This window comes from Clostridia bacterium, from assembly GCA_024653205.1.
Classification (GTDB): domain Bacteria; phylum Bacillota; class DSM-521; order Neomoorellales; family SLTJ01; genus JANLFO01.
Window position 1 is genome coordinate 1 of sequence record JANLFO010000028.1, and the last position, 22,187, is coordinate 22,187.

General features: G+C 63.2%; 15 protein-coding genes and 2 pseudogenes. 2 read left to right on the top strand and 15 right to left on the bottom strand.

Features of this window, described 5'->3' with window-relative positions:
• Positions 1 to 304: 304 nt before the first annotated feature.
• Positions 305 to 979 (bottom strand): sporulation protein YunB, encoded by a 675-nt coding sequence (gene yunB / locus NUV99_10995; GenBank protein ID MCR4420619.1) that lies wholly within the window; start codon positions 977 to 979, stop codon positions 305 to 307.
• Positions 980 to 1,101: 122 nt separating this feature from the next.
• Between yunB and NUV99_11000 the strand changes: the two are divergent.
• Positions 1,102 to 1,164 (top strand): annotated as a pseudogene (locus NUV99_11000) (hypothetical protein).
• Positions 1,165 to 1,337: 173 nt separating this feature from the next.
• On the opposite strand, the gene NUV99_11005 reads toward NUV99_11000, so the two are convergent.
• Together NUV99_11005 and tyrS are read right to left on the bottom strand one after the other, a co-directional pair.
• Positions 1,338 to 2,174, bottom strand: a complete 837-nt coding sequence (locus tag NUV99_11005; GenBank protein MCR4420620.1) for a methyltransferase domain-containing protein — start codon at positions 2,172 to 2,174, stop codon at positions 1,338 to 1,340.
• A gap of 59 nt (positions 2,175 to 2,233) precedes the next feature.
• Positions 2,234 to 3,466 carry a tyrosine--tRNA ligase gene (gene tyrS / locus NUV99_11010; protein MCR4420621.1) on the bottom strand — a complete coding sequence of 411 codons (1,233 nt, stop codon included), beginning with the start codon at positions 3,464 to 3,466 and terminating at the stop codon, positions 2,234 to 2,236.
• A gap of 435 nt (positions 3,467 to 3,901) precedes the next feature.
• Here tyrS and NUV99_11015 point away from each other — a divergent pair, with 435 nt between their 5' ends.
• Positions 3,902 to 6,637, top strand: a complete 2,736-nt coding sequence (locus NUV99_11015) for a penicillin-binding protein 1A (GenBank protein MCR4420622.1) — start codon at positions 3,902 to 3,904, stop codon at positions 6,635 to 6,637.
• On the opposite strand, the gene NUV99_11020 is transcribed toward NUV99_11015, so the two are convergent.
• The 12 genes and pseudogenes from NUV99_11020 to NUV99_11075 form a co-directional block, all read right to left on the bottom strand.
• Entirely contained in the window at positions 6,624 to 8,984 is a 2,361-nt protein-coding gene (locus tag NUV99_11020) for an endonuclease MutS2 (GenBank protein ID MCR4420623.1), read from the bottom strand. The genes NUV99_11015 and NUV99_11020 overlap by 14 nt on opposite strands.
• Positions 8,985 to 9,000: 16 nt before the next feature.
• A complete protein-coding gene (locus NUV99_11025; GenBank protein MCR4420624.1) occupies positions 9,001 to 10,563 on the bottom strand; it encodes a DUF3656 domain-containing protein in 1,563 nt (520 codons plus the stop codon).
• Positions 10,564 to 10,677: 114 nt separating this feature from the next.
• Positions 10,678 to 11,514 (bottom strand): annotated as a pseudogene (locus NUV99_11030) (U32 family peptidase).
• A 4-nt stretch (positions 11,515 to 11,518) separates the two neighbouring features.
• A complete protein-coding gene (locus NUV99_11035; protein ID MCR4420625.1) occupies positions 11,519 to 12,469 on the bottom strand; it encodes an NGG1p interacting factor NIF3 in 951 nt (316 codons plus the stop codon).
• A 2-nt stretch (positions 12,470 to 12,471) separates the two neighbouring features.
• The gene (larE, locus tag NUV99_11040; protein ID MCR4420626.1) at positions 12,472 to 13,305 is read right to left on the bottom strand and encodes an ATP-dependent sacrificial sulfur transferase LarE; all 834 of its coding nucleotides are present in this window, start codon (positions 13,303 to 13,305) and stop codon (positions 12,472 to 12,474) included.
• A 257-nt stretch (positions 13,306 to 13,562) separates the two neighbouring features.
• Positions 13,563 to 15,329, bottom strand: a complete 1,767-nt coding sequence (polX, locus tag NUV99_11045) for a DNA polymerase/3'-5' exonuclease PolX (GenBank protein MCR4420627.1) — start codon at positions 15,327 to 15,329, stop codon at positions 13,563 to 13,565.
• On the bottom strand, positions 15,326 to 15,610 hold the full coding sequence (gene zapA, locus NUV99_11050) for a cell division protein ZapA (GenBank protein ID MCR4420628.1): 285 nt from the start codon (positions 15,608 to 15,610) through the stop codon (positions 15,326 to 15,328). The genes polX and zapA overlap by 4 nt, the downstream gene beginning before the upstream one ends.
• Positions 15,611 to 15,638: 28 nt before the next feature.
• On the bottom strand, positions 15,639 to 18,056 hold the full coding sequence (gene pheT, locus NUV99_11055; GenBank protein MCR4420629.1) for a phenylalanine--tRNA ligase subunit beta: 2,418 nt from the start codon (positions 18,054 to 18,056) through the stop codon (positions 15,639 to 15,641).
• Between the two features lie 21 nt (positions 18,057 to 18,077).
• Positions 18,078 to 19,100, bottom strand: a complete 1,023-nt coding sequence (pheS, locus tag NUV99_11060) for a phenylalanine--tRNA ligase subunit alpha (GenBank protein ID MCR4420630.1) — start codon at positions 19,098 to 19,100, stop codon at positions 18,078 to 18,080.
• A gap of 203 nt (positions 19,101 to 19,303) precedes the next feature.
• Complete coding sequence (locus tag NUV99_11065; protein ID MCR4420631.1) at positions 19,304 to 20,131, bottom strand: RNA methyltransferase; 828 nt, start codon at positions 20,129 to 20,131, stop codon at positions 19,304 to 19,306.
• A 5-nt stretch (positions 20,132 to 20,136) separates the two neighbouring features.
• Positions 20,137 to 20,784, bottom strand: a complete 648-nt coding sequence (locus tag NUV99_11070) for a TrkA family potassium uptake protein (GenBank protein ID MCR4420632.1) — start codon at positions 20,782 to 20,784, stop codon at positions 20,137 to 20,139.
• Positions 20,785 to 20,799: 15 nt separating this feature from the next.
• Complete coding sequence (locus tag NUV99_11075) at positions 20,800 to 22,122, bottom strand: TrkH family potassium uptake protein (protein MCR4420633.1); 1,323 nt, start codon at positions 22,120 to 22,122, stop codon at positions 20,800 to 20,802.
• Between the last annotated feature and the right edge of the window lie 65 nt (positions 22,123 to 22,187).

Below are 22,187 nucleotides of genomic sequence, written 5' to 3' on the forward strand. Positions count from 1 at the left end.
TACTTACACGCCGGACCCGCTTGCTCTGCCACTGTTCAGTTCTCAAAGACCGGCCGCCAGAGCAGCGACGTCATTTAACTTAGCACGACTTTCGGGTTCTGTCAAGGCCCCGTGTTCACCTTTTCCGGCGGTCTAGTTTTCGTCTTTATTATAACCGAGTTTCTCTAAAAAGCTAAAACCGCGCCAGAAGCCGCCGTAGAAGGCTGAACCAGACGGAATCCGTCTAATCTTCAAGGCCACTTCTATATCCAGCCAAAGTCCTTAATGCTCGGCCATAAGCAGCCATAACCTCCCTTGCGTCCTCTTACCGGACGGCACCCAAACCCGGGCCTCCCAACGAGAGACCCATGAGGGTTTGGGGGACCTGGCCGACTATCACGCAGTCCACCAGGGGCACGTCGGTGGCCACCGTAACCTCTTCTTGACTTAAGGGTACGATGATCCTTACCACGCTTTCCACGTGCAGGTTGACGTAATGCCGGGTCTGGTTGATGCCCGCCTCCTGAAAGCCGTCCCGTATTTGCACCCGAACTACCCCGGTGGGAACGAGTTGCCACTCCACCCGGGGCCCAAAGCGCGCTAATAGATCGCTACCCAGGACCTGCCCCAGCGGAACGCTGAAATACTCGCTCTTCAGGGCTTCCAGTCTTTCTTGCACGGCCAAGGTAACCGCGGCGGCCAGACGGTTAAGGGCCAAGACATTGGCAGCCAGGTATACTATCCTCTCCTGGCCGTCTTTCTCCACCTGAACCAGATCTTCATAGCGCAATCCGGAAGCCCGGACTTGATCCAGTACCGCCTCTTGAACCACCCGAGTAGCGGTCCATTCGGCCTGGTTCCGGGCCACCACCAGAAAAGTAGGCCGTAGGCTGGCCTCCAGGGCCCAGAAACCCAGCCCCGCTACAAAGAGAAGCAATAATAGAATCACGGCCACCACGCGAGGACCCGGCGACCGCCACCGTCTCCTGCGCAGGCCCAATGGGCTTTCACCTCCGTAATTACTAGGGTATGAGCCACCTGAGAAGAAGGTGAAAGGGCCCTGAATGGGCCTGCTTCTCTGCGCAGCAAGCGGCGGAGAAGGCGCTCAAGGGACTCTATCAAGGCCTGAACCGCCTGGCCTGGGGGCACTCGGTAAGGGCACTTTTGGAGGGCCTCGAAGATGCCTTCGGGGTGGACTCCTTTCTCGAGGGGGCCAAGCTACTCGACAAATACTACATTCCGCGCGCTACCCCAACGGTTTCGACTTGGGCGCCCCCATGGACTATTTTACCGAGAAGGAGGCCATTGCCTACGCAGGTCAAATCATCAAAAAGGCCAAGTAGGAAGGCAGAATGCCCCTATTCGTCGGGGGCACTTGGCAACGGATCGGCCCGGCTGCCGGTATGTTCCGCTTCTTCCTCAGACCAGGCGACGACCCTGAGGGCGCGGCACAGGAAACCGGTATGCCCCACCATGCGGAAGTTGGGGCGGGAGCTCCTCTCGCCCACATGCCAGGTCCGGAAGAGCACCTCCATCACTTCGGGCAGGGCGTAGTCCGACCTTTCCCGGACCGCGCGCACGAACTGCTCTGCCTGCCCGATGGTGGGCACGTAGGCCAAAAGAATGCCTCCGGGCCGCAAAGCCTCGGCCGTAGGCCCCAAGGCCCGCCAGGGCTCGGGCACATCCAGCACCACCCGGTCCAGCTCCCGCTCGGGGATGCTCTCGCAGACGTCTCCCGGGCGAAGAATGACGTTGGGCCGCGGGCCCAACGCGGCCTCCAGGTTCAGTCGGCTGAGCTCCAGCATATCTTCCCGAAGGTCGTAGCCGTAGACTTGGCCGCTCTCCCCCACGGCCCGGGCCAAGGCCAAAAGCAAGGCGCCCGAGCCCGTGCCGGCGGTCAGCACCCGGCAGCCGGGATAAAGGTCGGCCCAGACCCAAATCATGGCCAGGTCCTTGGGGTAGACGATGTTGCTCCGACGCGGCATTTTCAGGATAAAGTCCGAAAGGGTAGACCGGTAGACCCACACCGTTTCTCCCCTGGAGGTCAGAACCCGGCAGCCTGCCGGCCGCCCCACCAGGTCGTCGCAGTTAATCCGCCCTTCGTGCAGGTGGATCTGGCCGCCGGGGGCCAGCTTCTTAAGGTACATACGCTCCTTGGCACTCACCAGGGTTACGGTATCGCCGTACTGCAACAAGCCGCTATCCCCTCTCTTACGCTCCCCCCGGCCCGGGCTCCTGATTAGGGCCGAGGCGCTCACCTTGGGGAAGGTATCACCCGGACGAATCGCCGTCTGCCCACCTGAAGGATCAATTCCGAGCTGAGTTCCACTTCCAGATTGACGTCTTCCACCTTCCGGTCGTTGAGGCGCACGCCGCCCTGAAGGATCAACCGCCGCGCCTCCGAGGTGCTGGGGGCCAGACCGGCCAGCACCATAAGCCGGGGCAGCCATATTTTACTCCCGTCGCCTTCGTCCGGGGATATCCTCACTTCCGGCATCTCCTGGGGCAACTCGCGCTGCTGGAATACGCGCCGGAACTCTTCTTCCGCCCCTTGCGCCGCTTCTGGTCCGTGATAAAACCCCACGATCTCCCGGGCCAGACGCATCTTGGCATCCCGGGGATGCAGCGAACCTTCGGCCAGTTGCCGGCGAAGGCTTTCTAATTCCTCTAGGGAAATGGTAGTAACCAGCTCGAAGTAGCGGAGAATGAGTTCGTCGGGCAAGGACATGGTCTTACCGTACATCTCCTGCGGGGGCTCGCTGATGCCAATGTAGTTCCCTAGGCTCTTACTCATCTTCTGCACACCGTCCAGGCCTTCTAGAATGGGCAGCATGAGGGCCACCTGGGGCTCCTGGCCGTACTCCCTCTGCAGCACCCGACCCATGAGCAAATTGAACTTTTGGTCCGTTCCGCCTATCTCTATGTCCGCTGCCAAGGCCACGGAATCGTACCCCTGCATAAGAGGGTAGAAGAATTCGTGAATGCCTATGGGTTGACCTTCCCTAAAGCGACGGGCGAAGTCCTCCCGCTCCAGCATGCGGGCCACAGTATACTTGCTGGCCAGTTCTATGACCTCCTTAAAGGTCAGGGAGGCCAGCCACCGGCTGTTAAAGGTAACCTCGGTACGTTCCGGCTTCAGGATCTTGAAAATCTGCTCGCGGTAGGTCTGGGCGTTGGCCTGGATTTCCTCCTCGCTAAGCTGGCGCCGGGTCTCCGACCGTCCCGTAGGATCGCCGATGCGGCCGGTAAAATCCCCAATAATGATAATCACCCGGTGCCCCAGGTCCTGGAACTGGCGCAGCTTATGCAGCACCACCGTATGGCCAAGGTGGATGTCCGGGGCGGTAGGGTCAAGTCCCAGTTTCACCTTGAGCGGGGTCTCGGTGCGTAAGGAGCGTTCCAGTTTGGCCACCAACTCCTCTTCGGGGATTATTTCCGCCGTACCCCGCCGGATGACCGCCAACTGACGTTGTACCTCGCGGTGCAGATCCACCGGTACCTACCCCTTCCTGGCTGGAGTACAACCCAGCGTATTGTAGCACGCGGGGACCCCCAGTACAAGCAACCCCGAGCCTGCCGGCTGCCAGTTCACCCTGTCGGCAATCCTGGTTCTGCCTCGTACCCGTGGCTTCGCCGAGCGGACTACGGCTCGAGCTTTGGGTTCCGCCGGGCTCCCCGCGCAAGCACCTATCCATGGCGCCGGCGCGGCTTCGGGCTTCCGTGGCCTTCGCCCCGCCTCCACAGCCGCTTCTGCCAAGTTCGGTGCTCGCCGAGGCTCTAGGTACCCGGTGGAACCAGGGCTGCCAGCGGAAACTAGGGATGACCCGGATACTGAGTAGAGGGGGGCGGGAACCGCAGACGCCTAAACGGGAGTCGAAACTATGGTATAATCATGAGCGAGAAGCCCTCTAGGAGGAGGAACATGCCTCAGGAACAAAAGCCGGTCAGGAAAAGGAGACGGCTACGCGTGGGCCGGTTAATTCTCGTGGCCTTTTTCGTCCTTATCCTTTTGGCGGTAATGGCGGCCACGGGGGTAGTCCTGGCTGCGGTTATGGATATGCCTGATTGGAATCCGGCCTTGATCGGGGGCGCCATGACCACCACCGTCTACGACCGGGAGAACCAGCTGATAGCCTCCCTGCACGGCCAGGAGAACCGTATCCCCGTCCCCTTGGAGCGTATACCCGAGCACCTCCAGGAGGCGGTGATCGCCATCGAGGATATGCGCTTCTACCAGCACCACGGGGTGGACCCGCGGGCCATACTAAGGGCGGCAATTGTAGACATAACTCGGGGCACCCGGGAGCAGGGAGGCAGCACCATTACCCAACAATTGGCCAAGAACGCCTTCATCGAGAACCCCGAAAAGACTCTGAAGCGCAAGGTTCAAGAGGCCATCATGGCCATACAGCTGGAAAGGATGTACACCAAGAGGGAGATCTTAGAGTTTTACCTTAACGAAATCTACTTTGGACACGGAGCCTACGGGGTACAGGCCGCCGCCAAGACCTATTTCAACAAGAACGTGGAAGACCTGAATCTGGCCGAGGCGGCAATGCTGGCCGGCCTGATCAAGAGCCCCGGCACCTACAGCCCTCTAATGGAGGCCAACTTGCCTCGGGCCAAGGAAAGGCAGGCTCTGGTACTGGACACCATGGTCCGGTGTGATTTCATTACCCGGGAAGAAGCCGAACAAGCCAAAAAGGCGCCGCTGGAATTCCGCCAAGGAGAGGCGGAGAAAAGCAGTTACCGCTACCCGTTCTACTTAGACTACGTAGTAGAAGAGGCAGAGAAGCTCTTGGCCGCCAACGGGTTGGAAGAAAAACTGCTGTTCACCGGCGGCTTAAAGATCTATACCGCCCTGGACCCCAAGACCCAGCAGAAAATGGAGCAGGTTTACCACGACGCCGACAACTTCCCCAAGAGTGCGGACGAGGTGCCGGTGCAGAGCGCCATGGTAGTGCTCGATCCCCACACCGGGGAATTAAGGGCGCTAATCGGAGGCAGAGAACACGAGGTGCGCCGGGGCTGGAACCGGGCGGTGCATACCAAGAGGCACCCCGGCTCGGCTATTAAGCCTATTGCCGTCTACGCGCCCGCCCTGGAGGAGGCCGGCTACTCCCCCGCCACGGTGGTGGACGACGTCCCGGTATCCTACGGCAAGTACGCACCCGATAACTACGACGGTCGATACCGGGGTCTGGTTAGCATCCGGGAAGCCGTGCGCTGGTCCATTAACGTGGTAGCGGTAAAGGTTCTGCACGACATCGGGGTGGAAAGGGGGTACAACTTCGCCCGGGACCTGGGGCTCCCCCTTACGGACCGCTACAAGTACCTAAGTCTGGCTTTGGGGGCGGCCGAAGCTTCCCCGCTGGACATGGCCGCCGCCTACGCCGCCTTTGCCAACGGCGGCATATGGATCCAGCCGCACGCCGTAACTAAGATCACCGACCGGTTTGACCGGGTGCTGGTGGAAGTAAAACCCTATAAGAAAGTGGTGATGAGCGAGCAGACGGCCTTTCTTATCACCGATATGCTGCAGACCGTGGTTAAAGAGGGTACCGGTACGCGGGCCCGTTTGGACCGTCCGGTGGCGGGAAAGACCGGCACCACCCAGCTTCCGGACACTCCGGAGTTCCGGGGTAAGAGCGGTACTACCGACGCCTGGTTCATCGGCTATACCCCGGAGCTGGTGGGCGCAGTATGGATGGGCTACGACCAGACCGATCCCAAGCACTATCTGCGGCACGTGGCCGGGGGGACCTATCCGGCCCTCATCTGGAAGGCGGTAATGGCCGAGGCCCTCAAGGGACAACCGGTGCGGCAGTTTCCTCGCCCCCCCGGCATAGTCTACGTATCCGTAGACGCCAAGTCCGGGCTCTTGCCCAGCGAACTCACTCCCCGCCAGTTTGTGGTCACCGAAGTCTTCGCCAAGGACCGGGTGCCCACCAGGGTTTCGGACGTGTGGGTAGAGGCTCAGGTGTGTACGGAGAGCCACAAGCTGGCCACGCCGGCCTGCCCCTCGGTGGCCACCGGGGTATTTCTAAAGCGGCCGGTGCCCTATACCGGCAATGTTAAGCCCGAAGATGCGGATCTAGAAGTGCCTACGGAGTATTGTCCCTTGCACGCCGCAGGCGGCGAAACGGTAGAAGTGGAAGTCTGTACGGATCCGCGCCACCAAGGGGTAACTTACCTGGCTAACCGACCGGCGCCCGGACAGGAGGGCGGTTGCCCTCCCGACCTAATCGAGCGCCGGCACTACCCGGTAAACCAGGCTCCCACCCAGTACTGCCCGCTTCCCGACCACCAGGTCGCCGGTGCGGCCCTTGACGGAACCGTACCGGTAGAGACCGCCCCCCAGGCGCAATTGAAAGCGGAGGTAGTAGTTTCGGAGGAAGGGGCTCACGGGTACGCCGTGCGGCTTGAGTGGCAGGTCTCGGGCAAGAGAAACGCAAAGGAATGGACCTACGGCCTCGAGCGCGGAGATCCGGAAGGAACCCAACGTATAAAGCTGGCCACGGTGACGGAAACCAGGTATTTGGATACCCGGGTGGAACCGGGCAGACCTTATTCCTATTGGCTGACGGTGGTGGACCGCCAGGGCAAGGTTAGGGCCACGGCCGGCCCGGTTACGGTTTTCGTGCCTAAGTCAGATTGACTACCGTAACCCCTATACCGCCCTCTCCGGGCCCACCCAGACGAAAACTCTTAACGTGCGGGTGGTCGGCCAGAAAGCGGTGGATGGCCGCCCGGAGAATGCCTTCGCCTTTGCCGTGAATTACCACCACCGAAGAAAGCCCGGCCAATACCGCCTCGTCCAGGTATTTGTCTACCTCGGCCAGTGCCTCTTCGGTAGTCAAGCCCCGGACCATAATACTGGGTGATACCTCCCGGGTGGCCACCACCGAGACCGAGCCGGTTTCCTTTCGGCGGGAAACAGCTTCCGGCTTTTGCTCCGGCAAGGCCTCCAACTCGGAAAGCGGAAGCTGTAGGCGCAGGTTTCCTACCATTACCGTAACTTCACCCGAGCCCGCCTTAGCTACGATTTGTCCCCGTTGTTGCAGTTTGGGAACCCAAACCCAGCTTCCCGGCTCGACGGCAGCAACCGGCCCGGCGCCGGTAGGAACCGACGGCTCTTGAGCTTCCGGGAGGAGCCGATCCAGCTCTTGCCGGGCTACCTGAAAGGCGCGGTCGGCGGCCCGCCTGCCTTCTTCGTCCAGGCGGGCGCGGAACTGACGCCAAAGCGTCTTGAGTTCGCCCTGCGTGCGCCGGACCAGAGCCTGCGCCTCGCGCCGGGCCTCGGCCAGCGCCGCCTGCCGGCTCACCTCGAACTCCTTCTTTTCCCTTTCCAACTGCCTCAAGATACGCTCCAATTCTTCGGCGCGCCGGGCGGCCTCGGTTTGCCGATGCTCATACTCCCGCCGCTGCTTCTCCAGCTCGGCCAACAATTCACCCCATTCCCGCCGTTCGGGACCCAAGAACTCGCGGGCCTGCTCCAGAATAGAACGGGGCAGACCCAGGGTTTCCGCTACCTGCAAGGCATTACTTCCCCCCGGAAGCCCTACCCGGAAACGATAGGTAGGTACCAGACGCGCGGCGTCGAACTCCACCGCCGCATTGGCCACCCGCGGGGTCTGGTGCGCGTAGAGCTTCAGCTCGCCCAGGTGGGTGGTGGCCATTACCTTGGCTCCTCGCTCCCGGAGGTGCTCGAGTATGGCCTGAGCCAGGGCGGCCCCTTCCGCCGGGTCGGTTCCGGCGCCGATTTCGTCCAGCAGCACCAGGGCCGGCAGCTCCAAATTGTTTATGATGCTCACGAGGTTGTTCATGTGGCTGCTGAAGGTGCTGAGCGACTGCTCGATGCTCTGCTCGTCACCGATATCGGCGTAAATCCCGGTAAAGACGGCGGCCTCGGAACCGGCCGCAGCGGGGACGAAAAGACCCGCCTGGGCCATAACCGTCAGCAGCCCCACCGTCTTCAGGCTCACCGTTTTTCCCCCGGTGTTGGGGCCCGTAATAATCAGCAGATCATAGTCTTCTCCCAAACCTACGTCTATGGGCACCACCCGGTCCTTAGGCAATAAGGGGTGCCGGGCGGCCAGCAGCCGTACCCGACCGGAATGGTTGAGGAGCGGCAAAGTGGCTTCCTGCTCCCGGGCCAGCCGGGCCTTGGCCAAGAAGAGATCTAGGCGGGCTACGGCGGCCAACGACTGCTCCAGTTCCGAAACCAGTTGCCCCACGGCGCGCGACAGTTCGGCCAATACGGCGGCTATCTCTTCCTGCTCCTGATCCTCCAGGAGCCGTAAACGGTTATTGAGTTCCACCACGGCCATGGGCTCGATGAAGAGGGTGGCTCCACTGGCCGACTGGCCGTGAACGATGCCGGGAACACGCTGCCGGTATTCCTGCTTTACCGGCAGCACGTAGCGATTGTGACGCTGGGTAACTACCAGATCTTGCAGGAACTTTTGCGTGGCGGGGTCGCGCAGGAGGGAATCGAGCTTCTCCCTCAGTCGCGCTTCGAGAGCCCGTCTCTCCCGGCGGACTTGGGCCAAGCGCGGCGAGGCCGCATCCAGCACTTCGCCCTCCGGAGAGAGGCTGCCGGATAGCCGTGCTTCCAGCTCCGGGGCCGGCCGCAAGGCCTCGGCCGCCTGTCGCCACCGAGGCAAGTCACCCTCCAGGCGCTTGGTAAAACGCGCCAATTGGTGGATGGTTACCAGAGCCGTATACACCCGCCATAGCTCCTCCGGGCCCAGTACGCCTCCCACCCCCACCCGTTCCAGCAACGGGCGCAGATCGCCGGCTCCGCTCAAGGAAGGGCCACCGTAACGGCGTAGAATCTCCTCCGCCTCGGCGGTTTCTTCCAGCCGCGCTGCTACAACGGTAGGATCAATGGCCGGAGTAAGCGCCAGAGCCAGTTCCCGACCCAGGGGAGTATCGCAGTGGCCGGCCAGCTTCTGCCGAATCTTAGGAAACTCCAGTAGCTCCAGGGTCTTCTCCGTGATCAAGCCTCCGGCTCACCTCCTACACTCCCCGGTGATAGTGACCGCGGGTAAAGCGCCGGCCCAACCCGGCCAGCAACCGTTCTTCGGTTTGCGCCAGCCACCGGGCAGACCGGTCTCCTCTCTGCAGGCGTTCCAGACACTCCCGGTAGGTACCCACCACCCGGGCTATCTCCGGCGCCTCGGCCCGCCTAAGCTCCAAACGGAGGCCTGCGGGACGAAGGGAGAGGATGCCGGGGAGTTCGGCCAAAAGACACAGCTCTCGGCTGTTAAAGAGATAGAAGCGGCAGCTCCGGTCGCAGGCCAGGGGAAACTCGTAGCCCTGGCGGTCTTTCAGATAGTACCCGCCCCGCCGACAGAGCCGGCGGCAGGTGCCCTCCGGAGCGCCCGCCCCCACCGGGCAATGAGCCGCAGTCATGAGAGGGAAGTTGCCGTGCACCACCACCTCGGCGCATAAAACGTCTAACGGCGCCAGGACGGCGAGTTGACGCCGATTCAGTTCCGGGGAAAGGGTTAGGCCGGCGAAACCCAGCTGGCGAAGGAAGGCCGCACCGGCCGGGTTAAAGAGGTTGAAGGTATAGTCCGCCACCAGGCTCCGTCCGGGCAGCCGCTCCTGCGCCGCCTCCCACCCGGCCGGCCCGGCTATCAACACGCCGCGGACCCCGAGGTCTAGGGCCAGCTCGATTCTTTCCTCCACCAGCCGCTTTTCCGAGGGGTGCCAGAAGCGGGGCAGACCCACGTAGACCTCTTTTCCCGCCGCCAGTGCCGCCCGTACCACTTTCTCCCAATCTTGCTGCCTAGCCCGGCCCCGATCCTGCCACTCTTCAGCCGCCAGGTAGACCCGGTCGGCTCCGGCGGCCAGGGCTGCTTCCGCCGCCGCCGGCTCGCTCACCGCCACCGTGAGCCGGGGCGGCAGATCTTTTTCCGGCCCCAACACTTCCGGGGTGAAAGCTCTCACTTCCGCCCGCCGGAGGAATTCTCCTCGATCCGGGGGCGCGTACGGCCGGGCGGCGGCCAAACGGACGGCTTCCAGTTCGGCTACCAACCGGCGGCGCGTCCGATTAAGGCTGCTTAGGGGTACCATTATGCTCCCCTTGAGCTCGGCCTCAAGCTTCCGGAGATAAAAGGCCGTTCCCCCCAGCCGGCCCAGGTGCTCGGCCAGAACCGCCCGGTCCAAGGGGTGCTTCTCTGCCGGCTGACAATACTCCTCCGTCTGCACCGATACGCTCCGGCCCTCGTCGTCCTCGGCGGTCAGGGTGAGAGGCAGCCCGGGCCCACCCACCGCCTTTATCCGTAGGGGCACGACTTGCGCTGCCTGCGGACGGCGGTAGGAAGCCCTGGCCTTCTCGATCAGCAGGGTGTCATGGGTCTTGAATACCCGGTCGCCCACCCCCACGCCGGGAGGTGCCGCCAGCCACACCGTGTCTCCTTCCCGGCCCTCCGCCGCCGCCCGGCCGTCTAGCCCCAGCTCGCCGACCGTAAGCCCCTGCCGTCCTCCGCGGGTTACCCAGAATTCCACCCCGTCGCCCACCCGTAGCGGCTGCACCAAGCGCACCGCCGCCCGGCCGGGTCCGGTGGCTACCACCCGGCCCAGGTAGGCACCCCGGTTGTTGGGCCGCTGGTAGCTCATTAACTCCCGGCCCCGCCGGCCCAGGAGGTAGGCAGCGGTGAATTCCCGGTTAAAAATCTGGGCCAGTTCCCGCACTTCTTCGGCCCTGGGTCGAAAGCCCTGCGGGTCCTCAGCGTAGCGGTCCAGGGCCTGGCGGTAGATCCGGGTAACGGTGGCCACGTATTCCGGCCGCTTCATGCGACCTTCGATCTTCAGGGCCGCCACCCCGGCGGCCGCCAGCTGCGGCAGCAGCTCCAAAGCTTTTAGGTCCCGGGTGCTGAGCAGATAGCCCTCGGCCTCAGCCGGACCGCCTTCCAGCCGATAGAACAACCGGCAGGGCTGAGCGCACCGCCCGCGATTGCCGGAACGTCCTCCCACGAAACTGCTTAACAGACATTGACCGGAGTAACTGAAGCACAGCGCGCCGTGCACGAATACCTCCAGTTCCACCTCCGGACAGGCTTCCCGGATGGCGTTTATGTCCGCCAGGCTGAGTTCCCGCGCCAGCACCACCCTCCGAAAGCCTAACCGGGCGAGAAACCGGACCCCTTCGGCGTTATGAATGGTCATCTGGGTGCTGGCATGAAGAGGCAATTCGGGAAGGGCCCGGCGGGCGGCCTGGGCCAGGCCCAGATCCTGCACCAGTACCCCGTCCACCCCCCATTCCGCCAGCCGATAAAGATAGTCCAGCGCCCGGCCGAATTCCTCCGGAGCAATAAGGGTATTCACCGCGGCGTAGATCTTCGCCCTTCGCAGGTGACAGAACTTCACCGCCTCGGCCAGCTCGGCCTCGCTGAAATTGGGGGCGTAGCTGCGGGCGCTGAACTCCTTGCCGCCCAGGTATACCGCGTCCGCACCGTTGACCACCGCGGCGACGAGAGCCTCCCACTCTCCCGCCGGAGCCAATAGCTCGGGCAAGCGAACCATAAGCCTACCGCCGCACCCGTGGCAGACCGGAGCAGGTCTCCACTTTTACCCCCCGTTGCTCAAGATGGTCCAGGAACAGATTCATGCCCAGGGCATCGCTGGCCATGTGGCCGGCAATCACCGCGTTAAGGTGGTGCTTTTCCGCCTCTTTACGGTGTTCCTCGCTCAGGTGCATGGCCACCACCGTACCCACCCCGGCCACGCTGAGCCGCTCGTAGATTTCTTTGGCTCCTTCGGTACCGCCGGTCATATCCACGAAAATCTTGCCTACCCGCCGTTCCTCCGAGCCCAGGATGATCTCCGGCCCGGCCCCCAGGCGGCTGGAAGCCTTGTATTCCGGAATTTCCTTGAGGGCCTTCACCAGGTCACCCAAGGTGACCGGAGCCTTCTCGGCCAGGAAACCGTTCAGGTACCTGGTCACCAAATTGTCCGCCGGAGTGTGCACGCACAGGAAGGCAAAGCCCAGTAGCCGGGCGGCATCCACCGCTCGCTGGTGGTTTACGGGCAGCAGATTCCGCCGCACCTCGCTTATGCGGCCCGCCATGAGCGCCTCGGCCACGTTGATGGGCACTCCCAGCCGGTAAAGCACGTCTTCCTGCAGGTGCATCACCCGGTAGAGGTTGGCCAGCGCGCCGCCCTCGGGATGGTGGGCGAGAAGCAGGTCGATCTTCTTTCCCTGCTGCCGCAAGGCGTGCGCCAGCAGTACCTCCCCCACCTCCAGGTCGATGCCGGCCAGGACTGAGCGTACCTCGGCTTCGGCCTCCCCGTTGAGAATCCGGGTATCCCCGTAGGGATTGGTAAGGCGTTCCCGGTCGTAATCGGCCTTCTCTTCCTCGGGGAGCTTATCGAACTCCTCCTTTTCCCGCTGTAACCACCGGTCGAGCTCCTCCCGACCGCGCGGATCAGCCTCCATGCCCAGTTGCACCGCCAGCCGATAGATCTCACCTAAGCGCACTTCTACTCCCCCTCCTTCAGGCTTACAGCACTTTGTTCATACAAGACTTCGTTCAAACTGCCGCTCCGGTAACCTTCTAGATCCAGGGCCACGTAACTATAGCCTAACTCCTTAAGCCGCCGGGTAACCTCGGCCCGTTTCTCCCAAGCCCTGGGCAACTCCTCCACCCCTACTTCTATACGGGCCAAGGAAGCGTGGTGTCGCACCCTTACCTGGGAAAAACCCAGGGCCTCCAGAAAAGCCTCGGCCTGCTCCACCATAAGGAGCTTGGAAGGGGTGATCCTTTCACCGTAAGGGAACCGCGAAGCCAGGCAGGCCGTCGAGGGCCGGTCCCACACCGCCAGCCCCAACTCTCGCGCCGCCGCGCGGATTTCCCGCTTGGTCCAGCCCAGTTCCCGCAGCGGGCTCAATACCCCGAGCTCCTTGGCCGCCTCAGTTCCGGGCCGAAAGTCTCGGGCATCGTCCGCGTTGGTGCCGTCCAGCACTCCTCCCGCCCCCAGGGCCGCGGCCACTTCCACCAGACGGGCCAGAAACCAGCGCTTGCAATAGTAGCAGCGCTGAGGCGAATTCTGGACGAATTCCTCTCGCTCCAGTTCTCGGGTGGGCAATATCAGATGACGCAACCCCAAAGCCGCCGCCTGGCCTAGGGCCTGCTCCCTTTCTCGCGCCGGATGAAGCGGAGAAACGGCGGTGGCCACCACTACTCCCTCGCCCAACACCTCGGCCGCCAGCGCCGCCAGAAAGGTGCTGTCTACACCTCCGGAAAAGGCAATCACCGCCCGCTTCAGCCGGCGCAGGTAGGCTCGCAGCGCCTCCAGTTTCTCCTGCCTCTCCATGTCCGGTCGTTCCTCCACCCCGCCCCGCCCGTTGCCGGCTCCGACCGGCACCAGCTGCCCTCCCGGCGCGGCGCTCCGTTCCCGCCCCCGGCCTAACCCATCCATGGCGCCGGCGCGGCTTCGGCCGTCCAGAGGCCTAGCGCCCGCCTCCACCCTCGCTCTCGCCCAAGTTCGGCGCCGGCGAGCCTTTAGGTGCTTGGGGAAACCAGGACTGCCAGGAGAAACTGGGGACACCCGGGGCCGCAGCCGGTCGGTTTCTAGCCCGCCGCCCGGCGCCGGGGAAGACGGGCGAGCAACTCCTCCAGAGGCAGGGTATTAAGCACCTGGCCGGGTTCCAGTCCGGCGCGGCGGGCCACCGCCACCCCCAGGCGCATGGTCCCCAGGTGGGCGGCGTCATGGGCGTCCGTGTTGATTACCAGAGGCACGCCCAGCGCCGCCGCCCGTCTGGCCGCGTCCGAACCCAGGTCCAGCCGGTCGCCCGTGGCGTTGATCTCCAGGACTTTGCCCTTTTCCGCCGCCATTTCCAGCAGGCGGTCGAGATCTACTTCGTAACCCGAGCGCCGACCGAGAAGTCGACCGGTAGGGTGGGCAAGAATGTCTACGTAAGGGTGGCTTAGGGCGGAGCTGAGTCGGGCCATAATCTGGTCCGGCGTCTGCTTGAAGCCGGTGTGGATCGAGGCGATGACCAAATCCATTTGGGCCAGGACCTCGTCCGGATAATCCAGCGTCCCGTCAGCGAGGATATCCACTTCCACCCCGGCCAAGAGTCTGGTTCCCGCCCTATCCCGATTCAACTCGTGAATGAGCGCCCGCTGCTCCAACAGCCGGTCGACACTCAGGCCCCGGGCTACGGTCAGCGAGCGGGAATGATCGGCTATTCCCAAATAAGCATAGCCTCTAGAAGCGGCCGCTCGGGCCATTTTTTCCAGATCGTAAAGCCCGTCGCTCCAGTTGGTATGCACGTGCAGATCGCCCTGCACGTCTTCCAGTCGCACCAGGGAGGGCAGCCGTCCTTCGGCCGCGGCCTCGATCTCTCCCTCTCCCTCCCGCAACTCCGGAGGCACGAACTCCATTCCCAGCGCGGCGTAGATGTCTTCCTCTTTCAGAGACGGCAGCAGGGGCTCGGCAGCGGCCACAGGAACCGCCGGGTACTCCTCCGGTGGAAAAAGTCTCCCCACGCCCAGGAGAACCGCCCTCTCCGAAGGCGCACATCGGCCCACCAGGCCGCCGAAATGCGCGGCCGAGCCGGTGTAGTACAGCAGGAAACGCCCGAAGTGCGCGGGGGCACAAAGGTAAACGCGGATTGTCACCCCCAGCCGACCGGCACCGGAGAGGAAGTTCGGTCCTTCCTCGTAGGTCTGCCGCCACTGCGGGTGGTTCTTAACCGCCCGGAGCACTTCCTCCGGAGCCCGGGTTCCCACCACCAGGGCGATGCCCTCGACCAATTCCTTGCCCCGGCGGACCTCACCGGCGACCGCCACCTCCTCCACCGCGGGCAGGCCACCGAGATCGGTCACCCAGGCTTCGGCCAACGACCAGGCAATGCCCAGGGGAACCTTCCCCGCCGAAGCCCGTAGCAGGCGTACCCCCTGCAGGATGTTCCACTCGGTCTTGGGCCCCATCCCCGGCAGTTCCCGCACCCGCCGTTGGCGGGCGGCCTCCTCCAGCTCTTCCAGGGTAGTGACCCTTAACCGCTCATGCAGGAGGCGCACGCTTTTAGGCCCCAGGCCGGGAATGGAAAGCATAGAAAGCAGACCGGGCGCAATCTCCTGCCGCAGCCGTTCGTGAAGGCTGCAACGCCCGGTCCTGATGACCTCTTCAATCTTCTTGGCCAGGGCCGGGCCGATACCCTGAATCTGCTGCAGCTGCCCGGCTGCGGCCAGCGCCTCCACGTTTTCGGACAGTTGTTCCACCACCCGCGCTCCCTGGCGGTAGGCGCGGATCTTGAAGGGGTTCTCCCCTTTGAGCTCCAGCAGGTCCGCGATCTCGTTGAATATCCAGGCGATCTCCAGGTTGGAAATCAAACCCTCCCTGCACCACCCAGCCCCTTCTTCTCCTCTTCAATGAGGCGTACCAGGGTTTCGTAATCCTCCCGGAGTTTGTGAAACTCGTCGGCAATATGCATGGCCGCCAGCACCGCCGCCTTGTTAACCGAAAGGCTGGGATACTTCTGCACGATCTGCCGCATCTTACGGTCCACGTAGGCCGCCAGCTGCTTTATGTAGTCTTCCGGCTCCGTACCCCGGATGCGGTACTCTTGACCCATGATGGACACTACGGTCCGCGTCAGATTATCGCCGGCCACCGCCGTCTCCTTCCTCTCCCGTTTCAGCTCAGCTCCGCAGCCGGGCCCCCACTTCCTCTTCCAGCCCGCCCACGATACGTTCGCACACGGTGCTGACTTCCTTTTCCGTAAGCGTATGGTCCTCGCTCTGGAAGACCATGCGGTAGGCAAGGCTCTTGTACCCTTCGGGCACGGAGCCGCCCCGATAGACATCGAACAGGCGCACTCCCCTAAGCAAGTCGCCGCCGTAGCGGGTAATGGCCTGACGCACCTGCGCGTGGGTTACGGCTTCGGGCACCAGCACCGCTATGTCCCTGGCCACTGCCGGATAGCGCGCCCAAGGCCGGTACCGCCTCCGCACCTCGACCGCAACGGCAAAGATCTTCTCCAGGGTGAGTTCCAACAAGCACACCCGGTCCGGCAGAGAGAAATCCTCTAGCACCCCCGGATGGAGCTCGGCCAGCCACCCCATCTCTTCCCCGCCGTAAAGCACGCGGCAACGCCTTCCCGGGTGCAGCGCCGCCCATTCCGGCCCGGAGGCGAATTCTAGCCCTTCCGATAAGCCCCAGAAGGCAAGAAACCTCTCCAGCACGCCCTTGAGGTAGAAGAAATCCAAAGGCCGGGCCGGCCGGTTCCACTCCTTGGGGTCCTCTCCCCCCACCAGCGCCCCCAGCCGCCATTCCTCCTCGGGCAGTCCTCCCGGCTCGCGGGGCAGGAATACCTTGCCCAATTCGAAGAAACGGAAGGCTCCGCTCCCCCACGCGGCGTTGCTCGCCGCCGTCTGCAGGAGACCCGGCACCAGGGTAGGCCGCATGACACTCTGCTCCTCACCAAGGGGATTACGCAGGGCCAGGGTACTGGCCCAGGGATGGCCGGGCCCTGCCTTAAGAAGCTCAAGGCTCCGGGGGCTTATGAAGCTGTAGGTGAGCACCTCCCTGAAACCGAGGTCGGCCAGCAAATGCCGCGACCGGCTGAGGAATTCCTGCTTCGGGTTCTGCTTGGGCTCGGCACCGATTACCGGCGGAAACACGGCGGGAATACGCTCGTACCCGTAGAGGCGCCCGACTTCCTCCACCAGATCCTCCGGCAGTCGCAGGTCCGCCCGATACGAGGGTATGTTTACCTTCAGGTTCTCTCCCTCTTCCCGGCAGTCCAAGCCCAGCCTTTCCAGACACCCTTTGATCTCTTCGCGCGACAACTCCACGCCCAGCAGGGCATTTGTCCGCTTCACCGATAGGTCAACGCTCACCGCTACCGCAGTCCGATGATCCACGTCCAGGAAACCGTCCAGCACCTCGCCCTGCGCCAATTCGGCCATAAGCGCCGCGGCCCGCCTGGCGGCCAGAGGCGCCAGTTCCGGGTCTACACCCCGCTCGAACCGGAGGGAGGCCTCCGAGCGCATGCCCAGAGCCCGGGCCGAACGCCGGATGTTGGCGCCGGAAAAGCTGGCCGACTCCAGAAGTACCCAGGTAGTGCGGTCGTTGATCTCGGTCTCTTCGCCGCCCATGATACCGGCCAGCGCAATCGCGCGCTCCGCGTCGGCGATCACCAGCATCTCCGGGGTCAGCTGGCGCTCAACCCCGTCCAGGGTGCGCAACCGCTCTCCCTCCCGGGCCCGGCGGACTATGATCTTGTGTCCCTCAATACGCTCGTAATCGAAGGCGTGCAGGGGCTGGCCCAGCTCCAACATTACGTAGTTGGTAATATCCACCACGTTGTTGATGGGCCGCATACCCGCCGCCCGCAGGCGGTGCTGCATCCACTCCGGAGAAGGACCCAGCTCAAGTCCACGAATGACCACCGCCACGTAGCGCGGGCAGAGATCCGTTGCCTCCACCACCACCGAAGCGTAGGCCGACGCCGGCTCGGAAGCGGTGGGAAGTTCGGGCCGAGGGAGCCGCAGCTTCCCCCCGGTGATGGCCGCTACCTCCCGGGCCAGGTTTACCAATCCCAAGCAGTCCGCCCGGTTGGGAGTGACATCTATCTCCAGCACGGTATCGTCGAGGCCCAGATGGGTTGCTACCGGTTCGCCTACGGGGGTGGACGGCGGGAATACCAGGATGCCCTCCTCCTGCCGGTGCCCTTCCAGGCCCAACTCCCAGGCCGAGCAGACCACCGCCTCTGAAACTATACCCCGAAGCCGCACCTCTCGCACCGGTCCCAAATTGGGCGGCGAGGCTCCGGGAAGGGCTACCGCCACCTTTTGGCCGCGGGCCACGTTGGGGGCACCGGTGACCACCTGGCGCTTCCCCAGCCGCCCCAGATCTATCTGCGCCACCAGAAGATGATCCGAGCTCGGATGGGGAGCGAGACTCACGATTTCACCGGTAACCACACCCTGGAGGCCCCGGTCCAAATGCTCCACCGAGGAGACCTCCAGACCGGCGTTGGTAAGCTTATCCGCCAGTTCCGAGGGCCCCAGTTCAAGCTCTACGTACTCCTTAAGCCAATTGAGGGGAACCCGCATCGGCCTCTCCTTCCGTTCTGACTAGAACTGGCTCAGAAAGCGCAGGTCGTTGGCGTAGAACAGGCGCAGGTCGTCGATACCGTACTTCAGCATGGCCACCCTCTCCACCCCCATGCCGAAGGCGAAGCCGCTGACCTCGGCCGGGTCGTATCCGGACATGGAAAGCACCCGCGGGTGCACCATCCCGCTGCCCAGGATTTCCAGCCAGCCGGTTTGGCCGCAAACCCGGCAGCCGGCTCCGCCACATACCACGCAGGAGATGTCCACCTCTGCGCTCGGCTCGGTGAAGGGGAAGTAACTGGGCCGGAAGCGCATGCGCCGATCCGGGCCGAAAAACCGTTCCACAAAAGCCTGCAGGGTGCCCTTGAGGTGGGCGAAAGAAATGTCCCGGTCCACCAGCAGCCCTTCTACCTGGTGGAACATGGGGGAATGCGTGGCGTCGTCGTCCCGCCGGTACACCTTGCCGGGCGCGATAACACGAACCGGCAGCCGGGGTGCCGTGCGCTCCATCACCCGGACCTGAACCGGGGAGGTATGGGTGCGCAACAATATCTCCTCGGTTATGTAAAAAGAATCCTGCATGTCCCGGGCCGGATGCTCCCGGGGGATGTTCAGGGCTTCAAAGTTGTAGTAGTCCAGTTCCACCTCCGGGCCTTCGGCCACCGAGAACCCCATTTGTACAAATATAGTAGTAATTTCCTCTAAGGCCTGAGATACGGGGTGCAGCCCGCCGCGGGGCAGGAGTGTACCGGGCAGGGTAACGTCTAAGACCTCGGCGGCAATTTCCTTTTCCCGTTCCCTGGCCCGCAATACTTCGGCCCGCCTTTCCAGCTCTTCCTCGAGCCGGAGGCGTACCTCATTCGCTACCCGACCCACGCGGGGCCGTTCCTCCGGACTGAGTTCGGACATTCCCCGGAGCACCCGGGTGAGCAACCCCTTTTTCCCCAGGTACTTTACCCGCCAGGCGTCGAGGGCCTCAAGATCGTTTACGCTGCTAAGGTCCCGTTCCGCTTCCTCCTTGAGACGTAATAGTTCTTCCTGCATTGATGGTTTGGCCTCCCGGTTTCACTGCAACAGCAGCCGACGATACATCATGTAGGCCACGATGGAGCCCGTACACTCGAAGATCCGCCAGAACAACTCTGCCGCCTGGGGCACGACTTTCACGGTCTTCATCCTCCCACCCTCCTGCTGCACCGCCCTCACCCGTTGCTGATTATAGCATAATTGCCGAGAAGCCGGCAACTTTACCGGGTCGGCGGGTTGCCGTAGAGGGTCTCCGCTTCCGACCGCTGCCGTGCGGCCTCATATAACAGCACCGCCGCTGCTGCCGCCACGTTGAGCGATTCCCCTGCCCGCATGGGCACCGTGACTCTTTGTGCCGGCCCCTCGGCCAGTTGCGGCCGTGGTCCCCGGCCCTCGTTGCCCACCACCAAGGCCAGGGAGCCCTCCCAGGGAAACCGGAAATAGGGGATACCGCCTTCGGGCACGGCCAAGACCGGTTCCACCCCGCGCCTGGCGGCCAGGGCCAACAGCTCCCCGGCGGCCACTCCAGTGGCCAGGGGGAGGTAGAACTGCGCCCCCGCCGCCGCCCGTAGGGCCTTATCGGCGTAGAGGTCGGTAGTACCCACCAGGGCCACCACCCCGCTACACCCGGCGGCCGCGGCCGTCCTCACCAGGGTACCGGCGTTGCCGGGATCCTGAACCCCGTCCAAAACCAGGAAGAGCCCGGGCGGGCGAAAAAACTCCTCCAGCTCCGGCTCCCGGCACCTGACCACCGCTAAAACGCCCTGGGGGGCGGGGGTGGAGCTAAGGCCGGGCCAGAGCCTCTCCGCCACCCGGTAGCAGGGTATGCCGCCCGCCTCTAGGCGGGCCAGGAGCTGCCGTCCTTCCTCTTTGGCCGCCGCCCGGGGCGAAAAGAGCACGTACTCCGGGTGCGTCCCGGCGTCCAGGGCCGTAGCCACCAGCTTAAACCCTTCCAGCCTGTAGCAGCCCTTCTTTTTGCGCTCCCGTCCCCGCATCAGGGCCCGGGCCAGCCGCAGGCGGGGATTATCGCATGAGGTCAACTCCAACAAGGCAGCTATCCCTCCAAGCGGCGCAGGGCGGAACGCTTACCCACCAGTACCAAGACGTCGCCTTCACGGATCATATCGTTGGCCCCCGGAGCGATAATCACCTGGCCCGAGGGCCGCTTCAGGGCTATCACCATCACCCCCAAGCGGGCGCGCAGGTTCAATTGCCCCAGGGTCTTGTTAACCAGGTCGGGAGTAGCCAGGATTTCCTCGATGCCGTACTCGGGCGAGAGCTCGATATAATCCAATACGTTCTTCGCCGCCAGGTGGTGGGCCAGGCGCACGCCCATGTCTCTTTCCGGGTAGATAACCTTGTCTGCGCCCACCTTCTCCAGCACCCGGCCATGAAGCTCGTTAATGGCCTTGGCCACCACATACTTTACGCCCAGCTCCTTAAGCATTACCGTTACCAAAATGCTGGCCTGGAGATCCTCCCCGATGGCTACCACGGCCACGTCGAAATTTCTCAGCCCCAGTTCACGCAGGGCGGCCTCGTCGGTAGCATCGGCCTGGACGGCGCGGGTGGCTATACCGGCTATCTCCTCCACTTTATCCTCCCGGCTGTCTATGGCCAGTACCTGGTGGCCCATTTCCACCAGAGTACGGACCAAGCTTTCCCCGAATCTACCTAAACCGATTACCGCAAAGTGGCGCATCCCTTTCTTGCCTCCTTAACCGACCGTAATCTTCTCTTCGGGCAAGTGGATCCGGGCGTGGGTCCGGTGTACCAGGGCAAAGCCCAGGGTGAGCGGCCCCACCCTTCCCACGAACATAGTAAAAATAAGGGCCAACTTCCCGACGGCCGAAAGTTCGGGGGTAATACCCCGAGACAAGCCTACGGTGCCGAAGGCCGAGGTACTTTCGAACAGCGCCTCACCTAAGGTACCGTCTCCGGCCACCAGCAACACCAGGGCGGCGCTGACCACTACTCCTAAAGAAATCAGGGTGATGGCCATGGCCCGAAACACGGTCATGGTTCCCAGGCGCCGACCGAATACGGTGGTCTGCTCTTTGCCGGAAAGAATGGTAGCTACCATGGCCAGGAGCGTGGCAAAAGTAGTGGTCTTTATCCCTCCTCCGGTCGAGCCCGGCGAAGCACCCACGAACATCAGCCCGATCAAGAGCCACAGGGTGGCCTCCCGCATCTGTCCGATGGGAAGGGTGGAAAAGCCGGCGGTACGGGGGGTTACGGCCTGAAAATAACTGGCCAGCACCTTCTCGCTCCAGGGAAGCCCGGCCAGGGTGGCCGGGTTGTCAGCTTCCAGCAGCAGGATGCCGAGCGTTCCCGCCCCGATCAGAAACAGGGTGGTTACCACTACCAGGCGGGTATGCAGAGAAACCCGGTGCCAGCGCCAGTTAGAACCGAGTTCGGTTACCACGTGAAAACCCAGGCCGCCGATAACAAAGAGGGTGGAAATAACTAGGCAAACCAACCAGTCTCCCCGGAAGGCTTCCAGGCTGGAAGTAAAGAGGTCAAAGCCGGCGTTGCAGAAGGCGGAAACGGCATGGAACAGGCCGTAATAAAAAGCGGTGCCCCAACCAAAGACCGGGGCCCAGTGAAAGCCCAGCAAGAGGGCACCGGCTCCCTCCACCAGGGCGGTAAAGACCAGCACCGCCTTGGTCAAGCGCACTATGCCTCCCAAACGGCTTTCCCCCAAGGCTTCCTGGATTATCACCCTTTGCCGGAGGGTGATGCGGCGCCCGGTGGTCAGGGCCACCAGGGTGGCCATGGTCATCAGCCCCAGTCCGCCGATTTGAATCAGACCCATGATTACCAACTCGCCGAAAAGGGAAAAGGTGTCGCGGGTATGGACTACGGTTAATCCGGTCACCGCCGTGGCCGAGGTGGCGGTGAAAAGGGCATCCAAATAAGGAACCGCTCTGCCCGTCTCCGAGGCCATGGGCAGACTCAGCAGTAGGGAGCCAAGCAGGATCAGCCCACCGAAACCCAGAACCAGGATTTGCGGCGGGCTGACTTTCGTTTCGCCGTTCAAACTCTTCGCCCCCAATCGAGTAGGAGGGGGCGGCTAGCCCCCGTCCTCTCACACCACCCGGCATG

Bases quoted from the DNA above. Each gene is read 5' to 3' on its own strand.
- NUV99_11015 (MCR4420622.1), top strand. From the start codon at position 3,902: ATGCCTCAGGAACAAAAGCCGGTCAGGAAAAGGAGACGGCTACGCGTG.
- larE (MCR4420626.1), bottom strand. From the start codon at position 13,305: ATGGAGAGGCAGGAGAAACTGGAGGCGCTGCGAGCCTACCTGCGCCGG.
- pheT (MCR4420629.1), bottom strand. From the start codon at position 18,056: ATGCGGGTTCCCCTCAATTGGCTTAAGGAGTACGTAGAGCTTGAACTG.
- pheS (MCR4420630.1), bottom strand. From the start codon at position 19,100: ATGCAGGAAGAACTATTACGTCTCAAGGAGGAAGCGGAACGGGACCTT.
- NUV99_11070 (MCR4420632.1), bottom strand. From the start codon at position 20,784: ATGCGCCACTTTGCGGTAATCGGTTTAGGTAGATTCGGGGAAAGCTTG.